At 47.9% G+C, this 16481-nt stretch carries 9 protein-coding genes; 1 reads left to right on the top strand and 8 read right to left on the bottom strand.

All coding sequences use genetic code 11. The features are described from left to right. Positions 1 to 628 precede the first annotated feature (628 nt). The 7 genes from ACFPPD_RS01295 to ACFPPD_RS01265 all read right to left on the bottom strand — a co-directional run bounded on the left by ACFPPD_RS01295 (position 629) and on the right by ACFPPD_RS01265 (position 12742). Entirely contained in the window at positions 629 to 5056 is a 4428-nt protein-coding gene (locus ACFPPD_RS01295) for a DUF4962 domain-containing protein (RefSeq protein WP_209749242.1), read from the bottom strand. 414 nt (positions 5057 to 5470) lie between these two features. Further along, positions 5471 to 6517 carry a glycoside hydrolase family protein gene (locus ACFPPD_RS01290; protein WP_209749243.1) on the bottom strand — a complete coding sequence of 349 codons (1047 nt, stop codon included), beginning with the start codon at positions 6515 to 6517 and terminating at the stop codon, positions 5471 to 5473. A gap of 43 nt (positions 6518 to 6560) precedes the next feature. Beyond that, entirely contained in the window at positions 6561 to 7895 is a 1335-nt protein-coding gene (locus ACFPPD_RS01285; RefSeq protein WP_209749244.1) for an SGNH/GDSL hydrolase family protein, read from the bottom strand. Beyond that, positions 7870 to 9219, bottom strand: a complete 1350-nt coding sequence (locus tag ACFPPD_RS01280) for a family 4 glycosyl hydrolase (RefSeq protein ID WP_209749245.1) — start codon at positions 9217 to 9219, stop codon at positions 7870 to 7872. Before ACFPPD_RS01280 ends, ACFPPD_RS01285 begins: the two co-directional genes overlap by 26 nt. Positions 9220 to 9338: 119 nt before the next feature. After that, positions 9339 to 10886, bottom strand: coding sequence for an extracellular solute-binding protein (locus tag ACFPPD_RS01275; protein ID WP_209749246.1), 1548 nt, complete (start codon positions 10884 to 10886; stop codon positions 9339 to 9341). A gap of 60 nt (positions 10887 to 10946) precedes the next feature. Then, a complete protein-coding gene (locus ACFPPD_RS01270) occupies positions 10947 to 11810 on the bottom strand; it encodes a carbohydrate ABC transporter permease (RefSeq protein WP_209749247.1) in 864 nt (287 codons plus the stop codon). A gap of 26 nt (positions 11811 to 11836) precedes the next feature. After that, entirely contained in the window at positions 11837 to 12742 is a 906-nt protein-coding gene (locus tag ACFPPD_RS01265) for an ABC transporter permease (protein WP_378081079.1), read from the bottom strand. A 311-nt stretch (positions 12743 to 13053) separates the two neighbouring features. Between ACFPPD_RS01265 and ACFPPD_RS01260 the strand changes: the two genes are divergently transcribed. Next, on the top strand, positions 13054 to 15381 hold the full coding sequence (locus tag ACFPPD_RS01260; protein WP_209749248.1) for a helix-turn-helix domain-containing protein: 2328 nt from the start codon (positions 13054 to 13056) through the stop codon (positions 15379 to 15381). 44 nt (positions 15382 to 15425) lie between these two features. Here the strand turns inward: ACFPPD_RS01260 and ACFPPD_RS01255 are convergent, their stop codons facing one another. Further along, positions 15426 to 16364: a glycoside hydrolase family 130 protein gene (locus ACFPPD_RS01255; protein WP_209749249.1), complete on the bottom strand. Its 939-nt coding sequence runs from the start codon at positions 16362 to 16364 to the stop codon at positions 15426 to 15428. Between the last annotated feature and the right edge of the window lie 117 nt (positions 16365 to 16481).

The following is a 16481-nucleotide window of genomic DNA, read 5'->3' as shown; positions in this document are numbered from 1 at the left end:
CTTTCCAGGCAGGGTTTTCACCTGCTAAGTTACTCAACCTACGCTCGGTCGCTTCTACCAGTATCCCTTCCGATCAGGACCGATCAGGACCGATCAGGACCGATCAGGACCGATCAGGACCGATCAGGACCGATCAGGAGGTTAACCCTTGTTCATGCTTTTGAAAACAAACCCGTAACGTTGAATTTTTTACCACATTTTTCTTGAACCGGTTCTCGTCGTTCCTTGGGTGTCTGGGGAAGCAAAGCGAAGTGGAAAGGTCAATATCTCAGTCTATGGAACGCCTGATGCAAGGGATGCTTGCTTTTTAAGTTGCCGAAAACCCGTTCCATTCTAATATGAAACGGCAATATCGAACGTGATATTCGGGAATCCGTCCTCCATTCTCCAATCAAGCATTCAAAAATCCGCTGATAGGCACTCCTTCTGAGGCAAGGGGATAATAGTACGATTGTTCCAAAATGACACGGAGATTAGGTTAAGCCTAAATGAGTAGATGTCCATAAAACGAATCGTGAACAAACCTAAATCGCCCTTCAGCTTGCGTTCTTGGCAAGCCGAAGGGCGATTCTTTGTTTTCCTTCTCTTAGTTATTGCTGAAACTTCAGTGCTGCGTTGACATCGCGGATCAGTTCGTCAATTCGAGCGTCCCGCCGGCTCCGTCCAAGATGACCCAGGGCGATGCGCCGAGCGTCTTCGGCCCTGGTGTCGCCGCTCCTTCTTTTTCGAATTTAAGACCCGCAGGCGCGCTGACGATGGTGTAAGTGCCTGCCGACAAGTCGGTTAATTGGCCATAGCTGGCCGTACCGCCGGCATAGGTGCCATGAGCCGCCAACGCATAGGTGTCAACCACCGTTCCGTTCAGTTTGACGGTGAGGTTGACGCTCGTTTGCGGCCCCGGGGCCGTAACGCTGCTCAGCTTGAAGCGGCGGCCCGATTCCGACTGGATGGTCATCACATTGCCGGTCTTCGTCCAGTAAACGCCTATCGCGCTCATCCCGGCCGCTCCGGAAGGTACCGCGGTGTAAGTCTCGTCAACGAGAGTCGTCGCGGCGGTATTGACTTGGACCTCCAGCTCAGGCGCATCTCCGGAGATGGAGATCTCCGATCCGCTCAGCGCGACGGTCGCAGGCACATTCGTTTGCAGCAAGGTGACTCCGTTCTTCTCCAAGCGAACCCCGTCCAGGAGCAGAACGTCGTTCCCGCGCACGGCGGCGGCCATGCCGTCGAATTTGAAGTTGCTGTTCACCGTGACGAGACCGCTGCCCGACAAGCGAACGTAGACCGTCGTTCCGTCAATCGTCAGGCTCTCATAAGACGTATTCCCCCCCTGCGTAATCGACGAAGGCGTCGAGCCGTCCAGATACGGCTGGTAGGTGGAGATAATCGTCTGCGACGCGGCCGGCGGAAACGTAAATTTGGCATGTTTCTGCGACGCTTGAGGCGGGTTGAGGTTGGGCGTCTTCGGGTTGTTGGCCGCGTCTGTGAAAGAAGAGGTTACTGCAGCGCTGTCGGGGATCGGATATTGAATTGAGGCTTTCATGTTCGCATCATTCTTCTCGATCGTGACTTGCTGCAGCCCGTCCAGTATCATATTGTCTGCGTGAAGCAAGTACTCGAACGAGGCGTTGGCCGATCCTTTGGCATCGAGCTTGTCGATGACAACGAAGGCGTTCGGCTTGACGTAGATGATCCCCCGTCTGGCCAAATCCAAGCCCCAGCCAGGCTGCGCGGAATTCTGATTGTACGCCGGCGTCGCGTCGCCTACGGTTCCGTCGAACGCTTCGATGGACGCGAACCCGGCAATCCTTCCGGATGCTTTCATGTCGTCGATTTTCTGGCCTTTATTGATGTCGTACGTGATGGCATTATGGGCCAGTGTCGTGCGGTAGTAATTAGTGTGAAAATCCGTACCGTACCCGTCGTAATAACCGGCGTCGATCGCCAGTTTTTCGCCGAAGGCATTGATCGTGAAGCTGTTCTGGTCGGCATGGCTGTGATTGTAGCTGCCGTATCCGCTGGACTTGAAGTACAACGAGATCCGCTCGGGATCGTACAGGCTGGAATGCATGGCCACCCAGCCGACGTCCTTCTGCCAGCGGGCCGAAGGAAGCTCGAAAGGCGGCCGCGGCAGAACGGAATTTTTGCCATAGCCGTAACTGAACAACTTGTAAGGTTCAAGGGAAACCGGAGCTGCCGCCGCGAACCACTGGGCCCACTGGGCAATCGGGTTAGGGTCGTACACCTGCGCTTGACGTCTCAGCAGATTGACGGTTTCTTTCAACATCGGTTTTTCCGAGCCGTCCCCGAATTGACCGCCGGGCGACCCGACCGGCATGAAATAAGTCACCATATTATGTTCATTCCGGGAGAACGCCTTTTGGTATAAGTTCACTACGGTGGCCTCCTTCAGGACATCTGCCACTCGTTTGTCCGACAGGTGAGAGACTTCCCAATAGCCGGTCCCGGTCGCCCAGCCGCCCTCTTCTCCTCCGATCGGAGGATACATGTTGATTCGGACGGGGACCGACTTTCGGAACCATTGTTTCGCATGCTCGGCCATGGTGGCGCCGTTTACGGTTTGCGTCTCGTGCATCATCGCCGTCGCAATGATCGCGACGTAGCCGGCCGCCGTCCAGCCGTGGGAATAATAAGGGTCCTTATACAAGGAAGCGGAGGAAGCGGCGTTCAAAATGTCGTCGTAGATCGTTTTGGTCCTCGCATGGATGGCCGAAACCAGATTCTGTCTGTCGGTATCGGAGAACGCTCCGTTACTTGGAACCTTCAACCAGTCGTAAGCGACGGCCATGAGCAATGCGATATCACGGGACGCTTGGTCCGCAGTCTGATAGCTCGTAGAACCGTTCGGGTTCCAACCGGCAATCGCCATGAGGCGCGGTTTCGTGACATCGAGTATCGAGACTTTGTATTGCGCGTCGTCCGTAATCATGTACACCAACGCGCCGGACAGAATGTTCGTCATCTCTTTGAAAACGACATCGTTCACCGTAGCGACCGAGTCCCCTGCCGACGGCTCTGGAGACATCGGGGTTTGGCTCGCGATTATGCCGTCCACCCTGTCTTTGGCAAAATCGTATATCGGCTTTCCTTCATTATCCTTCAAGTCTTTGAATGCATTCAGCGTACTCGGGGTGGTTAAAATTCGTGGACGTACGCTCGGTACGCTGTTTATCAAAGTCTCGATGTCGGGGACCGTAAAAGCGACTGCGTTCGACTTGATCCGGAACTGCTGCGTATCGCTCCATGCCGACCAGCCTTGCGGGTAGTGATAGCGCACGCGCCAATAATAGCTCGTGCCTGCGGTTAATGTGCTCGGGAGGTTGAATAAATTGACGGGAATCCCATCCTTCGAGTAAACGATCGTAGCGAAAGATTCATCCGAAGCAATCTGAAGCTCGTACTTATCGGCTCCGTCCACATAGGTCCAAGAGAAATCCGGCGGATTCTGCTCGGAGACCGCCCGATCGGCGGGTCGGAACGGCATCGTCTGATCCCCGGGCGAAGTGGCCGGCCATCCGAACCGAAGCTCGGCGGAATCGAAAACCACCGTATCGGAAGCGGACTCGGTGGCAAGGACGACTCTTACGGCCTTAGCCCAGTTGGGCGGCGCTACCGTTACCTTCAAGGTTTGCCAGCCGGATTTGCCGGTATCGGATTTAACGGTGACGACATAACCCGGTTCCTCGATTCCCGCCCAGTTCAAGGCTTTAAGGGTCAGGGTCGCCTTCCCTGAAGTTACGTATGCCTTCACCGATGCGGTATAGGCGTAGCCCAGCTGCTCGTGTCTCACACGGATGCTTTCCAGCGCCGACGCTGTATTGGTGAATTTGACCGCCTTGCTGCCTTGATCGATCGGATCTGTCTGGGCGGTTACCCAAGTTACGCCTCCGGCAGGGGATACGGTCCATCCTTCGATTGCGGTTTCCGTTCCGGACTCGAAGCTGGGGTTAAAGAGCAGCTCGCTGCTCGTGACGGATACTTCGTCGACGTAAGCGGTGGTCGTACCGCTTCGGTCGTAAATCATCAGGACGAATTTCGAAGTAAAGGGAGCTTTCGGCGTATAAGAGAAAGAAATCGTCTGCCAGCCTGAAAAAGCGTCGCCGCTTCTCGTCACGGCCGGGACCTGATCGGGATTGTTGTTGGCGTCGAAAGATCGGGCCAGTACCGCAACTTCACCATCCACCTTAACTTTTACGTGAATGTCGAAGGTTTCGCCCGGACGGATCGGAATATCCGGGGTTTTCAGGCCGGTCTCATTCCCTTGAACGAAGGGATTGCTGTCGTAGATCTTGACGCTTCGGCTACCGGCGCTGACGTTAGCCGAAGCGGTCTCCGTCGTCACGGAAGAATTCGGGGGGTTGGTCATGGCAAGCCAGCCGACCGGAAAGCCGGTCGGCGTTCCGGGATTGATCTCGAAGCCCCCGTTAGGCACCAGATTGCCCGAAAGGCTCATCGTGACATCATCGATCGTCGCCGTGGTTTGTGCCGTCGTCGTTCTTTCGTACACGTGTATGACGGCGGTCGCGCTGTGACTTTGCGGAGGGGAAAAGGTAACCGACAACGTTTGCCACACGCCTGTGGTCGATGTGGAATCGGCAATATATTGCTGCGTGCTTGGGTTTCCGTTTGAGTCATAAGTTCGAACCAACAGATGGACCATGCCTACACTCACGTTGGCCTTCACCTTCGCCGTGTACGTTTGGCCGTAGACGATCGGGATCGGATCCGACTTCACGCCAACCTCGCGGGTTCCTCCTACGCCGTCATCGGTGATCTTTAATCCTTTCAGTCCGTGGGTGTATAAAGAAGTATCCCGCATCATGTAAGTTGATGTTCCGGTATTCATAGGGGTCCAGTTGGAAGGGAAACCGTTATCAGGTTGTTCGAAACTGCCGTTAGCGACCAAATCCGCACCGTAAGGCCAGCTCGCCGCTTGCGCGCCCCGCCCGTTTAACCCAAGGGGCAACAAGCCGAATACAAGCGTGAGGATCAAAATCAGAACCGCCGGTTTGCGCCACAAAACCGCTTTTCTCATCGTACACCTCTCTCCGGGAGCGTTCTCCCTGAATTGTTAACGCTTTCGTAATCGAACTCGCGTCTATCAAGTCACCTCCTTTCCGAATGGTGTTGTGTTATCAATCTTCATTCAACATGTTAAGTCGTTACCTGTTTGAATTGAAATGAACAAATTCAGCGAAATTGTTACTATTTTCTGAAAAATGAAAATTTAATTAACATCTTGAAAAGTGCCCAAGATTCCGTAAAAAAAAGCTTCGGTCGTCTTCAATTTATCTACAGAGTTCGGGGTATGAACATGCGGTATAACGAAGCACAAATCAAACCATTAGAAGCCAAACGTTGGAGTGAGACCTACGCTACTCACGGTGAAGCGTAAAGAAGCAGCAAATCGTCCTGCCCAAAAATTCGCAGGACGACTTATATTTCCTTCCTATTTAAGCTTTAGTACGACACCGCTTGACGTGTTATATTTACCTCCAACGTATGCAGCAAACAAATACTCCGGTATGCCGTCTCTCATCAATAGCTGCGGCCTTTCAAATCTTCCTTCCCTTTCCAATCCTATCAATGGTTCATCAAAATAATGAGCCGCATTCAGATACGATATCATAGGCGTTTCTGTATTCCACTTAATTCCATCCTCTGATTGCATGAACAAACCATATTCGTGATTGTTGAAGCCCATATCTCTCATAATCGCATTGTATTTTCCATTTTCATGCCACATATAGGCATCTTCTACCTGCATTCTTTCGCCAAAACCGGAGAGATCAATGACGGGATTACCTTGATATTTTACGTAAGGTCCTTCTAGTTTGTCAGATTCTGCAAATCCATATTTTCGGTTGCCATTAAACTTAACTGCGGTTCGCTGATCCCACGCTTTGTAATAGATTCGATACTTCCCTTCCGGAGTTACCGTAAAGGCAGGATTGGAAGTACAGAAATCGTCCCAGGAAGGAGTTTCTCCAATATCAACAATCGGCTTATCCCCAACTCTCGCCCAAGGACCGTATAAGCTGTCCGCAATAGCCATACCGACACGCTTAGAGGAAACTAACTTGTGGAAATAGGGAAGATATTCCTCCCTTTTCATGGCCATAAGTTCATCTTGCGAAACCCCCAGGGAAGAACCGTCCGAACCCATATACAACAATATATAACGTCCGTCCACTTGGTAAACCGTAGGATTATGAATGGACCAACTATCCCAAGCATTGTCTCCTCTGCCAGACAAAGCAACTCCAACAACTTCGTAAGGCCCCTCCGGCCGTTCTGCCACAGCGTGAGCCACCTCGCAAGCAGCAACCCATCCTAAGTGATCATAATGATTCTTCCATCGAGAGAAGAAGACATGGACTTTACCATCAGGTCCATAAATGGGGGAGCAGCACCAAACTTGATAATCCGGGCTTTCAAGAATCCTTCCGGCTGGTTCCAATTTTCGAGCAAACTCTGACATCCGATCGATACTCATTTGTAGACCCCCGTTCTGAACAAAAATGGACTGTTATTGCTTTTTATTCTGCGGACCGGATAATGGAAACCGGATACGGCTCAGGCAGGTCGACGTTATGCAGCCGCCCGACCGTTTCTTCGAGGGCTTTAAGCAATGCGTCCTCCTCCTTCTTGTCGGCCAAATACGAATCCAGGCATTGCATGCAGTAATCATGCCACGGCATTCCCTTCAACACGGCGGAATAAGCCGTCTTGAGCTCCTCCTGATCGTCCTGCTCCGGATCTAGATTTACCCCTTGCAGGCTGATTTCCACGTACTTCAAATTCCGCAACCGCGCCTCCGTTTCCCTTCTTTGCCGATTCAGCTCATGAATATACCGCGCCCGTTTTTGCCCCGGATTCCCCGGCAAAAGCGCCAAATTAACTCCGGCCTCCCACTCCCTAGCAGTCGCTTCCGCCGCCGCATCACCGTCTAAATACAACGTATATCGGCCTGTCTTCAGCCCGTTCACGATGATCCGTTCCTGATTCAAGCCAGCCGTAATCGGAGCCAAGATGTCCGCCTCTCCATACGCGTCATCAGCCAGCATGGGCGATGCATTAGGCCAATACTGGAAGGATATCCCTCCTTCGGAAACAGACAAACCGGCGATTTCGCAGTTGGAGGATCGTACCACAGTACCCCGGCTTGCATCGATCGAAATGCCGGCAACTTCGACAGGCACACCCGTCTGCGTCAAAAAAAAATAGGCCATCAGCATATGCCCCATCTCGCCCGGATGAACCCGGTCATTGCCGATAATCGTAGCGGTCGGATCGCTACTCTGAAGGTGCTCGTTCATGACCGTCATCGGCTGATGAAAATCGATCACCGGGCAGCGATAAGCGTCCGCGATCTCTTTCACGATCCGCGACGCCACATGGAGAGCATCGTTATAGCCACAAACCGCCTCCGGCAGCTTCGCCGTCTGATCATACGGAGAAGGCGTAACCAGCCAAACCGGAACACGATGCTCCGCAAGTCGCTCGATAATCTGCGTCAAATGTCTCCAATAGGCATGCACGAGCTCTGCCCGTTGGCGGAGGACCGACTCCTCTGGCATACCTGGTGCATAAAGGTCGCGGCCCAGATCGTTCATGCCGAGCATGACGACGGCTTTAGTCGGGCGGTACGGCAATATATCTGTGTCCAGCCGCTGAAGGACACCCTTTCCTGTATCGCCGTTGATGCCGCCGTTGACAATTCGAAGCTTTTTCCCCGGGAATCTCGTCAAATAATATTCGTAAATGCGATTTACGTACAGCCCGGATTGCGTGATGCTGTCCCCGATAAAGACGACCGTGTCCCCATCCGCAAACACGGACGGCACCTTACCCACCAATTCTCTTTTCCGCATTTCCGATTCCTCCCCCAGTCTTCCGGGTGAACTGCGGCAACAGATCTGCGTGGGCCGCCAACATCCGCTCTAGCGCGCTATATCCGGCTTCCTTGTCAGTTATGGCCGGATCAACGAAGATCGCCTTCCGAGCCAACTCGATATCGCCCGTTGCGGCAGCTGCCGCGGCAAACTCGTGAACGTCAGATACCACGCACAGCAACGATGCCAGCCGTTCCGGAAAAGCAGGCAGGATAACCGGTTCCAGCCGTCCCCCTGCGACACGTACGGGAACTTCAACCACGCGATCGGAAGGCAGCTGCGGAATCCCATCCTCGTTTCGAACGTTCAGAATATCTATATGATCCTTTTGCCCACCATCTAGCAAAACAGCCAGATCAATCGGATGCTCCCAACTGCCGTGATTGAACAGGTCTTGCCAACCACAGCGACCGGCGGCAATGTCCTTCAAATTCAACAACCATTGCATGCGTTCATTCTCCGTGCCGTGATAGGGTGGCGTTATCGGATAATGGACGTCCGGATGAAACGGCAAATACTCCGCATGGTGGTCTACAGCTCCCGCTGCAACCGCCCCGTAGGAATGAAACCATTCCCGCATGATGCCTAGCTCCCGCCGGTTCTCCTCTGTCTCGTCAGACCAGTCTCCTCGTTCGATGTAGCTCTTGAGTGTCGGAAGCAGGTCTTCCCCCGTCGACTTGTCCTTGACGGATAAGACCCAGGAAAAATGGTTGAGACCTCCGGTCACGACTTCAAGTTCGTTCGCCGGCCTCCGCAGCAAGTGTGCAAGCATGTCATATCCGTCCGGTCCGCGATATGCGATGTTGCAGAAGCCGACGCTCCGTATGGATGAAAATCGTTCGATTGCCGTTACAACACGCGGCATCGGGTTCGTCACATCAAGCAGCATGGCGTTCGGACAAAGACGTTCCATATCTCTGCAAATATCCAAGAGAAGCGTAATGGATCGGAAAGAATTCAACAGCCCGCCTAATCCGCCGCATTCCCTTGCCTGGTCGGCCATTCCCGCTTCCTTCAAAATCTCATAATCCATCCGCCATCGCTTTGCCCCCTGAACAGATGCGGATACGATCACAAAGTCGGCTCCGGTAAGCGCCTGCTCCCGATCTACAGTCGCTGTGATCTCGAGTTTGACTCCAAGCTCGTTTGCGATTCGGCTGCCGGCTCCCGCCATCGCCTGAGCCGCTTCGAGGTTCGTGTCAACCAGCACTAGAGTTCCTTTCAGCCTGTGCTTAACGATGGCGTCCTTCAGAACCGTTGGTGCAAAAACAAAACTGCCACCGCCTATTAAGACTACCTTCATTGGTTATCCCTCGCTCTTCGATACGTTTATATCTACCCTCAATTACAAAATGGAATCCATCTCTTTCTAATCCAGAAAGAGATGGAATCCTTTATTCGTCAATTAGTAAAGAAAGACGGTTATCCTTTCTTATTCTTCAGGAATTCTTGGAATTGTTTGTTATACTCCGCCACTACCTTATCCAATCCGGCATCTTTAAGCTTCTTCAGGGCTGTGGGATAGTTCTTATCGAAATCGACTACGCCGATCTTAATCGGATAGATGGAAGCCATCTCGGCAACCACATTGGCATATTCCGTTTTTACGGTTTCCGGATTAAACGTAAAACCGGCTACGATACTGTTTTGTGCATTTGGATCCGTAGTCGTTTGCCGTTTAACGCTTTCATCCAGCTCATCCTTCTGGAATTTTTGCCATTTGTAATATCCAATTTGCCAGAAATCGAAAGCGTAATTCCCTTCGCTGTTACTATTCTCCGGATAATCGATTCTTCCGTTCGGGAGGTTATTATAATCTTGTCCTTCAATACCGTATAGGAAAAGATCATGGTTCGCTTGATCTTTGTACAACCAGTCCAAGAATTTGATTGCGGCTTCAGGATGCTTGGACGTGCTTGGAATTATGTTTGAGTTCATAAGCGGCATGAACGTATAGTTCACTTTTTCCGGCGAAAGCTGGAAGGTCGACAGATTAACATCGGGGACATTCTTCTTAATTCCCGGATATGCAATTAAATCGATGGTCCCCAAGCCGTAGACGAATTTGCCTTGATTCACCAACTTGGCTTTGGCGTCATTCGGAAGACTAAGTACATCCGGATGGATCAAGCCGGCTTGATACAGCTTGCGATAAACGAGAGAGTCTTGTTTAAATTCGGGCGTTTCGATCCATGACTTTACGTTGCCTCTTTCATCAACATAAACAATACCTGTTGTAAAATCAGCATAGAACGGCCATGTATCATAAGTCCGATGAAGCCACACAGGCGTTCTATCCAGCGCATGATCCCACGCGAAAGTATCATTGCCCAGCAGTTTCTTGATCTCCACACCGGTGTTAATCAATTCATCCACCGTCTTCGGAATCGGCAAATTCAACTTGTCAAGCAGGTCTTGCCTGACGGTGATATACCCCGCTTCCCCGCCCATTTGGGTCGAATCTCTCCACATCGCTGGGATCGTGTAGATTTTCCCGTTGACCTTAGCCGCATCCCACACGGATTGAGGGAACTTATTCATGAGATCGGGAGCATTATTCATTATCAGATCGTCTAATGGAAGTGCAGCGCCGCGAGCCACATAAGCGCCGGTCGGAGCAGAACTGTTTTCCATGACGTGCATGAGGTCGAATTCTTCTCCCGTGGAAAGCATAATATTCGTCTTGCTGTTCCAAGCATCCCAACCAATATGCTGGACGTCCAGTTGAATGCTTAAGCCGTCGGCCAGCAATTTTTTATTGACGGCATCGATAGCGGCCTTCATTCCGGGTTGATCGCTACCCGGCACCACATATTTAACGGTAACTACTTTCGCGTCGCTTTTCGCATTGCCGGTATCCGTTGGCTTCGCGGTATTGCCCGAATCGGAATTGGATGTACAGCCAGCCAGTAATATTGCCGTTAAAACGATTGCAACGGTAATGCGATTCAACATATTTGACTTTTTCATGCATAACCCTCCCTTGTTTTTTAACAGAAAATAATATATATAAATACCCTTTTGGGGTCGTTAGCCTTTAACGGAGCCGATCACTAAACCCTTAATGAAATATCTTTGCAAATAGGGGTACAAAAAGACGATAGGACCGATCGTAATGATGGCTGTAGCCATTTTCAGGGATTCGCCCGGCGGATCGCTATGCACGCTTGACTGCAATTGCGATAACATGGCAATTTCCGATTGAAGCTTAAACAAAATATATTGCAGGGGGAAAAGATTCTGGTTATCGACAAGCATGATGGCGTTAAACCAATTGTTCCAATAGGCCAGCCCATAAAATAATGCAATGGTTGCAAGGACAGGCTTACAAATCGGAAAGTATATTCTAAACGCGATCGTTGCATCATTCGCCCCATCGATTTTGGCTGATTCCATCAAGGAATCCGGGATAGCGGCCATAAAATTCCGGACAAGAAACATATTAAACGGATTAAATATGAGCCCCGGTATAATCAAGGATAAAATATTATCTTTCATTCCCAATTTGCCGCAGATCATATACCAGGGAACCAAGCCGGCGGAGAAGATCATGGTGATAAAAAAGTACATGGCCCAGGTATTCCGGTACTTCATCTGCTTGTTGGCTAATGCATAGGCCGCCATTGCGGTAACCAATAACGCCAACACCGTACCGATTAACGTAACGATGATGGAAATCATATAGCTGTTCCAAATAAGCTTCTGGCCTGTGAAGACCAGCTTATAAGCATCGAATGACCATTTATCCGGAAAGTAGCTGTAACCATTTTTTAGAATCGTTTGTTCATCCGTCAGCGATACGATAAAGACTAACAAGATGGGTAAGAAACAAAATAAAGCAAAAATCGTGTTTAGTGATACATTAATGCTGTTAAACAGGCTATGCCTTCGCATGAAGCGGCCTCCATTCACTGATCGTCTTAGAAAATCGCACCATCCGGATAAAATTTCTTCGTGATCTTATTTACCCCGAATACCAGGATGAAGCCGACAAGGGATTGAAAGAGTCCCACGGCCATCGCTTGAGACGGATCACCCGTTCTTCTTAAAGCTCTGTAAACATAGGTATCGATAACATCGGTTGTCTTGTATAGCAGCGCATTGTCGCCTACAAGGGCATAGATCATTCCAAAATCACCGTTGAAGATTTTACCGACAGCCAGCAAATTCAAGATGGCCACGGTCGGCATTAATAGGGGCAAGGTGATATTTTTGATTTGCTGCCATCTATTGGCACCATCCACAATCGCAGCTTCATACAAGCTTTGGTCGATACCGGCTATTGCAGCCAGATAAATGACAATTGAAATTCCCGCATCCTTCCAAATTTTTAAACCGACCAGTATCCAGGTCCATGCATCGGCATCCGTGTACCAATTTGTCGGATTCAACCCGACCGCCTTCAAGCCTTCATTTACGACACCATACTGTGTAGAGAATAAAGCGTAGACGATATAGCTCACGATGATCCAGGAAAGAAAATTAGGAAATAGAAAAGTGGATTGAACAATCTTCGTAAATCGTTTAAAGACAAGCTCATTCAGCAAAATGGAAAAGATTAAGGCCGTGATGGTCCCGGTAACTATGAATAAAAAGTTAAGATAAACGGTGTTCCAAGTAACGGTCCAAGCGCTTGACGATTTAAAGAAAAATTCGAAATTTTTAAATCCCACCCATTCGCTTAACCAAATTCCCTTCTTATAATTAAACTTTTCAAATGCAATAATGATGTAAGGAAGAGTAATGTAACCAAATACGAACGTGTAGACGGCAGCAGGAAGTAACAATAAGTAAGAAAAGGGATTTCTCTTGATGTCGAATAGCATTCCCTTCTTCCTTATTGCCGGTCGGCGTTGATTCGAAACCGTTTCTATTTGCAACTTGAGTCCTCCATTGTCTTTCGATTTGCCGTGCGGCACAGCTTAAATCTAAACACGAGAGGTCCCGATGTATAGTTTGAAGGGAAATAAAACTTTAAATTTACGCTCTTTTCAACCTTTAAATTTCGGCACTCCCTTTAAAATTCTTCACTTCCCTTTACGCTCAATAGATAATGTTTTACCTTATAAATAAGCGGTTTCTACAATTGCCAAGAGGACTTGCTTCTTCGTTTAGAGTAAGGAAAGGATGAGAACCTATGAAATTAAAAAAATATGATTTTTTTAATTTCAATTTCAATGTGTATAGAAAAATTCTCTTGTTTTATTTTCTGTTGGTTATTTTCACTGTACTGATTATATGTACGACTCTTTTTTATTTATTTTCCAAAAGCGCGATTAAGGAAATCAGCCAATCCTCTCAAGCCATGCTGGGCCAAACCAGCTATACCTCTGAATTGATTTACGAGAAAGTGAATTCTCTGGCCAAAATCATGAACAATGATCCCCAAATCGTAGATGTTATGTATGCAACCAGTAAAAACCCCGTTGACGAATTTAATGCGAAAGTACGGATGTCCAATATTTCCAGTGCTTATCCTTTTATCAGATATATTGGCGTTTTCAATAAAGTGACCCAGCGATATATTACGGACCAAGGTGTCCCGGTGTTTGCCGAACAGGACAGAGACTTAATCGAAAGCATAAATAATGGAGACTTTTCAAACTATATAAACTTCATGCCCAGAAAATCTTCTTTTTTCATAAACCAAGATCCTAATATCGAAAATGTTCTAAGCTACGTTATTTGCCCTAACTTTTACTTGTCCCAGGAAAAAAACGTTTATCTCATCATTAACGTGGATGAATCCTATATTCAAAATTTGATTCATTCGATGATCAGCAATAATACGGACAGCATCTTTGTAATGAATGCCCAAGGCACCGTCTTGTCCGATACTGATCACGCGCTTTTTATGAACAACCTCCATCAAACCCCTTATATCGATGGCATTTTAAACGCAAACCAGAATAAGGGTTATTTCACGGAGCGTGTGGGCGGAAAGAAGCAATTGATCACTTTTGTAAAATCGAATACGTTGAATTGGTATTTCGTCAGCGTGCAGTCGTATGATCAACTTATTTCAAATACAAAGAAGTTGAGAAATATAACCTTTCTTATTGCCATCATTCTTATCGTGGTAAGTGCCGTTTTTTCTTCTATATTTTTGAAAGATTTATATGCCCCCGTTAGAGCGTTAGTGGAGAGAGTAAACAAATCCGTAGGCGTAAAGCCCCCTTCCAGGAAACGATATAACGAATTTGATGTTCTCTCGGAAGCTTTTACCCACACGATCGACCGGGCCAACAATATGGAGTCCTCCTATAACAAGACCTATAACGTGTTCAGGGAAACCTATTTGTATTGTTTAATGGAAGGTACCTTCGAGAACATGACGATTGATAAAAAAACCTTTAATAAAATAGAAACCGAATTGGAATGGCCCTATTTTTGTATATTGATTATTAAAATCGACCAGTACGCATCCTTTAAGTTGCGAACCTCTAATAAGCATCAATTGTTATCCAAATACGCCATATGTAATATCTCAAAAGAAATACTCGAAACTCTGACATACTGCCAAACCATCGATTTGGGAAAAGACCAAGTTGGCGTGTTGTTATGTTTAAGCGAGAATGCTTTCCCCTCAGAATTTATGGAGGCATTGAAAAAAATTCAAAACACGGTGGAGAACCTTTATAAAAACTCCATATCGATTTCCATCGGAGATATTGTGAACCATAAAAACCAAATTTCTTTATCCTATGGGTCAGCGTTGGAATATTCGAATTATCGTCTGTTTTTGGGGCATAAAAGCATCGTTCATTATGATAACGTGAAGCAGCAGCTGGAGCGCACGATTGAATACCCTTACAATATTGAAAAAAAGATCTTGAGCGCGGTTGAATCTCTTCAATTATCAAACATGGATGAAGCGATAAGCTTGTTCATGGGCAAAATTTCAGAGTTATCGTTTCAACAAACCTTGTTCTATTACCATCAATGCATCGTATCTATATTTAGGTATTTTTCAAACTTGCTTGAGGTGAATACGAAGAATGGCTTGAATTATTATGACCTCATTAAAAACACGGAGAATTTAGAGACCCTTCAAGAAATCGATCAGTTTATTAAAACCTTCTGCCGCGATATTTGTAATACGATCCTGGAAAGTAAAAATAAGTCCTTCAGTCATAAGGTAGAGGAAGTTGAGAAATACATGCAGGAACATTATACGGATCCCAATCTATCCTTGGAATCCATGGCAGCATTTGCTGAAGTTTCTCCAGGGTATTTTGGAAAAATATTCAGAAGCGTAAAGAATTGTACCTTTAATGATTACTTAAATCATTTGCGGATGGAGAAAGCGAGACGATTGCTTATTGAAACGGATGAATCCATCGCTTCGATTTCCCAAAAGGTTGGCATCTACAATGACAATTACTTTTTCACCCTTTTTAAAAAGACATTTGGCATAACGCCGGCGCAATATAGAAAAAATCCAGAAAAACTGTCATCAATATAAAACAAATAGGCCTGCCGTTACCGGCAGGCCCAGTTTAATTCGTGCTATTTCGCGGCTTCCAAGCAAAACTCGACTAGTTCCCCTACTGTTGTCTGTGCCAAGCACATACGCGTATCTGCGCCCCCATAATAAATATTCAGAGTTCCATCAGGCATTTCAACAGCGCCGCTCGTAAACACAACATTCGGTGTCTGACCTACGCATTCATACTCTTTTTCTGCAGCCAATATAAATTCTTCCGGAGCCGCGATGACCTTGGATGGATCTTCAAGATCCAATAGCATCACGCCCAGATAGTAATTTTCGGTAGAAGCAGTGTGGGCAGTGGCATGGTAGATTTCAAGCCAACCCTTGTCTGTTTTTATCGGAATGGATCCAGCGCCATTCTTGATCACGTTCCAAGAGGTAGACGGCATATTCAATGGCATGGATCGCCCCCAGAATTCAAGATCAGGGGAATAACTTATCCAGGTTGATCCCTTTCCATTATAGTTTTGCGGTCTATCCAGCCGTGCGTACAATCCGTTGATTTTTTCCGGGAAAAGGACCGCATTACGGTTCGAAGGCTCAGAAAGATTATGCATAGGCGTAAATTTAACAAAATCCTCGGTAGTCGCAAGCCCGATGGAGCATCCAAACGGATCGAGCCATGCGGCATGAAAAACATAGTATTTTCCTTCTAACTGTGTAATGCGCATATCAAATCTATGAGCCTCTCCAAATCTCTCTTCGGTTCTGGACAGAGAATATTGGATAGGTTCTTCGCAGATTTCAAAATCGATGCCGTTCCCGCTTGTTGCCACGTAAAACTCCGTCTTGCGTCGTAAATTTTCAACACGGAGCAAGAGCAGCACTTTTCCATTGAACATAGTCGCTCCGGCATTCATCACGGAATAGCAATCAAACGGCATATCATTTGGCGTTATAATAGGATTTTTCTCATATCTCACAAGCAGTTGCTTTCGTTTTGTCGCTGTTGTCATAACTGATATCTCCCTTTGGATCATAGATTCCAAGCAATTCCGCGTTTCAATCCGGGAATCGAAACGCGGAACCCATTATCTTTCATTCCTTGAGCTTACAGTCACTTTCTTATTCAA

Origin of the sequence: Cohnella suwonensis (genome assembly GCF_042655365.1) — a bacterium.
Classification (GTDB): Bacteria; Bacillota; Bacilli; order Paenibacillales; family Paenibacillaceae; genus Cohnella; species Cohnella suwonensis.
The sequence above is the reverse complement of the archived record's forward strand: the minus strand, read 5'-3'. Positions and strand labels throughout refer to the sequence as shown.

Excerpts from the sequence above, each read along its gene's own strand:
- ACFPPD_RS01295 (WP_209749242.1), bottom strand. The coding sequence starts at position 5,056 with ATGAGAAAAGCGGTTTTGTGGCGCAAACCGGCGGTTCTGATTTTGATC.
- ACFPPD_RS01290 (WP_209749243.1), bottom strand. The coding sequence starts at position 6,517 with ATGAGTATCGATCGGATGTCAGAGTTTGCTCGAAAATTGGAACCAGCC.
- ACFPPD_RS01285 (WP_209749244.1), bottom strand. The coding sequence starts at position 7,895 with ATGCGGAAAAGAGAATTGGTGGGTAAGGTGCCGTCCGTGTTTGCGGAT.
- ACFPPD_RS01280 (WP_209749245.1), bottom strand. The coding sequence starts at position 9,219 with ATGAAGGTAGTCTTAATAGGCGGTGGCAGTTTTGTTTTTGCACCAACG.
- ACFPPD_RS01275 (WP_209749246.1), bottom strand. The coding sequence starts at position 10,886 with ATGAAAAAGTCAAATATGTTGAATCGCATTACCGTTGCAATCGTTTTA.
- ACFPPD_RS01270 (WP_209749247.1), bottom strand. The coding sequence starts at position 11,810 with ATGCGAAGGCATAGCCTGTTTAACAGCATTAATGTATCACTAAACACG.
- ACFPPD_RS01265 (WP_378081079.1), bottom strand. The coding sequence starts at position 12,742 with ATGCTATTCGACATCAAGAGAAATCCCTTTTCTTACTTATTGTTACTT.
- ACFPPD_RS01260 (WP_209749248.1), top strand. The coding sequence starts at position 13,054 with ATGAAATTAAAAAAATATGATTTTTTTAATTTCAATTTCAATGTGTAT.
- ACFPPD_RS01255 (WP_209749249.1), bottom strand. The coding sequence starts at position 16,364 with ATGACAACAGCGACAAAACGAAAGCAACTGCTTGTGAGATATGAGAAA.